2 protein-coding genes are annotated in these 5,186 nt (G+C 64.3%); both read right to left on the bottom strand.

Going from position 1 to position 5,186, the window contains the following annotated elements; all coding sequences use genetic code 11:
- Positions 1 to 4,580: amino acid adenylation domain-containing protein (locus AC0IYH_RS28895; protein ID WP_471837427.1), on the bottom strand; the 4,580-nt coding region annotated here is incomplete at its 3' end.
- Between the two features lie 3 nt (positions 4,581 to 4,583).
- Positions 4,584 to 5,186 (bottom strand): phosphopantetheine-binding protein (locus AC0IYH_RS28890; RefSeq protein WP_471837425.1); only part of this gene is annotated, 603 nt, incomplete at its 5' end.

Genomic DNA, 5,186 nt, shown 5'->3' with positions numbered 1-5,186 from the left:
TGGCCAATGTTTTGCGCCTGGTCAGCCACCATCGCCTGCAACAGGTTCTGCCAGTGGCGGGCCATGCGCTCGATGGTAGCGGCCTCGAACAGATCCGTGCTGTAGCCCAACGACGCCCACAGGCCATCGCGGCTGTCGTGGGTATCCAGGTCGAGGTCGAAATGCGCGGTACGCCGTTCCCACGTCAGGTTTTCGATGCGCAGTTGCTCCAGCGTCGGCGGCGCGTCCGGGCCATCCGTCTGGTAGTTGAACATCACCTGGAACAGTGGGTTGAGGCTCAAACTGCGCTCCGGTTGCAGCGCTTCCACCAGCTGTTCGAAAGGCAGGTCCTGATGCGCCTGGGCGTCCAGCGCCCGTTGTTTGACCTGTTGCAGTAACTGGGCGACGGTGGTCTGCCCGTCGATATCGGCCTTGAGCACCTGGGTGTTGACGAAGAAGCCGATCAACCGCTCGGTTTCAACCCGGTTGCGGTTGGCAATCGGCACGCCGACGCGAATATCCTGCTGGCCACTGTAGCGATGCAACAGGGTCTGGAACGAGGCCAGCAGCAGCATGAACATCGTTACGCCCTGGGCCTGGGCCAAGGCTTTGAGGCCGCTCGCCAGCGCTGCCGGCAACGGCACGTCAAGGCGTGCGCCGCGATGGCTTTGCTGGGCGGGCCGCTGATGATCGAAAGGCAGTTCCAGTACCGGTTGCTCACCCCCCAGCAGGTCGCGCCAATAGGTCAATTGCCGTTGTTTCTCGCCGGCCTCCATCCAGTCGCGTTGCCACAGGGCGTAGTCGGCGTACTGGATCGGCATCGCCGGCAGTTGGGGCGCCTCGCCCTGGCTGTAGGCGGTGTAGAGCTGCACCAACTCGTCCACCATCACTTGCATCGACCAGCCATCAGAGACGATGTGGTGCTGGACCAGTACCAGTACATGGTCATCGGCCGCCAGGCGCAGCAACGATACCCGCAACAGCGGGCCCTGTTGCAGGTTGAACGGACGCGCGATGAGCGCAGCGACCCGCGCCTGCAGGCCGGCCTCGTCGGTGTCGGCCAAATCGATGGGCAGCGCGACCCGTGCGGCAATGACTTGCACCGCGCCCTCGCCGTCCTGCTGCACATGAGTGCGCAGGCTTTCGTGGCGGGCCGCCAGGGTGTTGAAACTGCGCTGCAACGCCTCGGTGTCCAGCTGCCCGCGCAAGCGCAAGGCACTGGGGATATGGTAAGCGGCGCTGTGCGGGTCCAGTTGCCAGAGGAACCACTGGCGCTCCTGGGCGTAAGACAACAGCAACGGCTGCAGGCGATTGCGCGCAACCAGCGGCGGTGCCTGCTCCAGGGTGCCCAGCGCCTGCAGCGCAGCGGCAAAACCGGCCAGCCTTGGCTGCTCAAACACCAGCTTCAACGGGACTTCCTGCGCCAATACGTGACGCAGGCGCGACACCACCTGCATCGCCAGCAACGAATGGCCGCCCATCTCAAAGAAGTGGTCGCCCAGCCCCACGCGTTCGGCGCCGAGGATGTCGGCCCACACCGCCGCCACTTGCTGCTCCAGCTCGGTCACCGGCGCGATCCAAACCTGTTGCGACACACTGGCGTCCGGTTTGGGCAGCGCCTGGCGGTCCAGCTTGCCATTCGGGTTGAGCGGCATGCGCTCCAGGAAGATCAGGTGCGCAGGCACCATGTAGTCCGGCAGTTGCTCACGCAGCACGGCCTTGAGGGTTTCGGCGTCTTGCTCGGGCGCGACCAAATAGGCGACCAGTTGATTGTCTGCGGCCAACACCAGGGTTTCGCGCACGCCTGGCTGGGCCAGCAACAGTGCTTCGATTTCCCCCAGCTCGATACGGAAGCCGCGGATTTTCACCTGGTGGTCGACACGGCCGACGTATTCGATCACGCCGTCGGCGCGGTAGCGCGCCAGGTCGCCGGTGCGGTACAGGCGCCCACCGCCAAAGGGGTCGGGCACAAACCGTTCGGCGGTCAGCAACGCACGGTTCAGATAGGCCCGCGCCAGGCCGCATTGGCTGCCGATATACAGCTCGCCAACAGCCCCCAACGGCGCCAGGTTGAGGTCATTGTCCAGCACATACAGGGCGCGACCGGGCAGCGAGCGGCCAATCGGGCTGGCCGTGGCGCCAATGGTTTCCTCGCCCGAGGTACAGTCCAGCACGCTGGACACCACCGTGGCTTCGGTTGGGCCATAGGTGTTGAGCAAACGCACATGGCCCAGCCCGGCTTTCAGCCACTGCGCCGGACCGTCCAGCGGCATGGCTTCGCCGCCGATATGGATCTGGCGCAACGCGCCGTACGCGCGTGGCCCTGCGGCCAGGCAGTCGAGTAAAAACAGGTTCCAGTAGGCGGTCGGCAGGTCGGCCAGGGTGATGCCCTGGCGGATGATTTCGGCGTACAGGCGCCCGCTGTCCCACAGCTCCGCACCGCGCAGTACCACGGTCGCGCCGTGGGTCAATGCCGGGTACAGCTGCTCGACAAAACCGTCGAAGTTCAGCGTGGCAAATTGCAGGACGCGGTCGTCCTGGGTCAGCCGCGAGTAGCCGGCGGCGATGCTGGAAAACTCGGTCAGCGCCGCGTGGTTGATCGCCACACCCTTGGGCTTGCCGGTGGAGCCGGAGGTGTAGATGACATAGGCGAGGTTTTGCGCGTCGACCGCCACTTGCGGGTTGCCGTCGGCACACTCGGCCAACGCGTCCGCCGCCAGGTCAATCGCCAGGCTGCGCAGGCCTTGGGGCAACGGCATGGGCACATGGGATTGGGTCAACACCAGACGCACGTTGCTGTCTTCGAGCATGTGCAGCAGGCGTTCACGCGGGTATTGCGGGTCCAGCGGTACATAGGCGCCGCCGGCCTTGAGAATCGCCAGCAAGCTGACCACCATGGCGAAGGAGCGCTCCACAGCAACGCCGACCATCACTTCCGGACCAACGCCCTGCCCCATCAGGTAATGCGCGAGCTGGTTGGCCTGGCGGTTTAACTCGGCGTAGCTCAGCGACTGCGCGTCGAGGCACAGGGCGACCGCGTCGGGGCGTTGCTGCGCTTGCCGTTCAAACAGGCCGTGAACACCGAGCGGGCTCTCGAAAGCAGCGGTGCCCGTGTTCCAGGTGCCCAGCAGATCACGTTGTTCATCAGCAGCCAGCAGCGCCAGCTCGGCGAGCCGGCTACCGGCGCCGGCGCCGGCGAGTACCGCGCGCAGCAAGGTTTGCCAATGTTGCGCCATGCGCGACACGGTGCCGGCTTCGAACAAGTCGGTGGCGAACGTCCACGATGCCCACAGGCCTTGATCGGTTTCTTCGGTATCCAGGCTCAAGTCGAACTGCGCGCTCTGGCTCTCCCACTCCAGCGACGTCACGGCAAGGCCAGGCAATTGCTGCTCCGCCGGTTTTTTATGGGCCGCCGCCTGGTGGTTGAACATCACCTGGAACAGCGGGTTGTGGCTCAGGCTGCGCTCCGGTTGCAGGGCTTCGACCAGCTGTTCAAACGGCAGGTCCTGGTGACTCTGAGCCTGCAGCGTGGTGTGTTTGACCTGGGCCAACAATTCACGAAAGGTCATCTGGCCGTCGAGATCGGCCTTGAATACCTGGGTGTTGACGAAAAAGCCGATCAGCCGTTCGGTCTCGGCGCGGTTGCGGTTGGCGGTCGGCACGCCGACGCGGATATCCGACTGGCCACTGTAGCGGAACAGCAAGGTCTGGAACGAGGCCAGTAAAAGCATGAACAGGGTCACGCCTTCACGTTGCGCCAAGGCTTTAAGCCCGGCGACCAGGGCCGGTTCCAGCGCAACGTCCTGACGCGCACCCCGGTAACTCTGACGCGGCGGGCGCGGGTGATCGAACGGCAGCTCCAGCACAGGCTGGCTGCTGCCCAGTTGTTCGCGCCAGTAGCCGAGCTGACGCTCTTTTTCCCCGGCTTCCATCCAGCGGCGCTGCCACAGCGCGTAGTCGGCATAGTGGATCGCCAGCGCGGCCAACTGGCAGTCCTGGCCTTGACTGTAGGCGGCATAGAACTGCATCAGCTCTTGCACCATGACGCCCATCGACCAGCCGTCGGAGACAATATGGTGCTGCACCAGTACCAACACGTGCTCGTCTTGCGCCAGGTTCAGCAGGTTCACGCGTAACAGCGGGCCGTGTTGCAAATCAAACGGCCGGGCGATTTCCGCCTGCACGCGCGCCTGCAATTGGGCCTCGGTGATCGCGCTTTCAGCGATCTCGATCACCGCGTGCGGCAACACCACCTGGGAGCGGTTTTCGCCTTCCAGGTGCAGGCGGGTGCGCAGGCTTTCATGACGTTCGAGCAGGCTGTCGAAACTGCGCTGCAACGCGGCTTTGTCCAGGCGCCCGCGCAGGCGCAGCACGCCCGGGATGTGGTAGGCGGCGCTGTCCGGGTCCAGTTGCCAGAGGAACCATTGGCGCTCCTGGGCGTAGGACAGCGGCAGGGCTTGGCCCGCCTCGCTGATCGAGGCAATCGGCAGTTGCCCGAAGCTCATGCCACGGCTGTGCAAACGTTGGTAGAACTGCTGGCGTTGTTCCAGAGGCAAACGAAGAAAGCGCGACACCAGGTCAATATTAGGGTTGGAAAGCATGGTTCAAATCGCCTCTAGTTCGCTCAAAAAGTCACGAAGATCATCAAAGTCTTCCGCGCTGCCGGCACGGAAGGTTGCAGCGGCCTGGACATAAGCACGCAGCGTTTCGGTCTGGAACACTTCCACCAGGGGCACTTCCAGGCCCAACTCGGCCTGGACCCGCGAGGTGATCTGGATCGCCAGCAAGGAATGGCCACCGACTTCGAAAAAGTTGTCGTTCAGGCCCACTTGCGGCAGACGCAGCACATCGGCCCAGATGGCGGCGATCTGCTGTTCCAGCTCGGTCTGCGGGGCCACATAGTGTTGCTGCATCTGGCTCGCGTCCGGCTCGGGCAGGCCCTTGCGGTCGAGCTTGCCATTGGGGGTCAGCGGCATTTTCGCCAGGAAAACGAAGTACGTCGGCACCATGTAATCCGGCAGGCGGGTTTTCAGGGCGCGGCGCAGGGTGTCGCGAAACTCGACGTGATCGACCTCGTTGGCATCCGCCGCCACCACATAGGCCACCAGTTGCTTGCCCGTCGGGCTGTCCTGGGCGACCACCACGGTTTCACCCACGCTGGCCTGCTCGCGCAGGCGCGCTTCGATTTCCCCCAGCTCGATACGGAA

The sequence above is a fragment of the Pseudomonas sp. AC463 genome (assembly GCF_979253585.1).
Note: the sequence above shows the minus strand (reverse complement) of the source record. Positions and strands in the feature narration are given on the sequence as shown.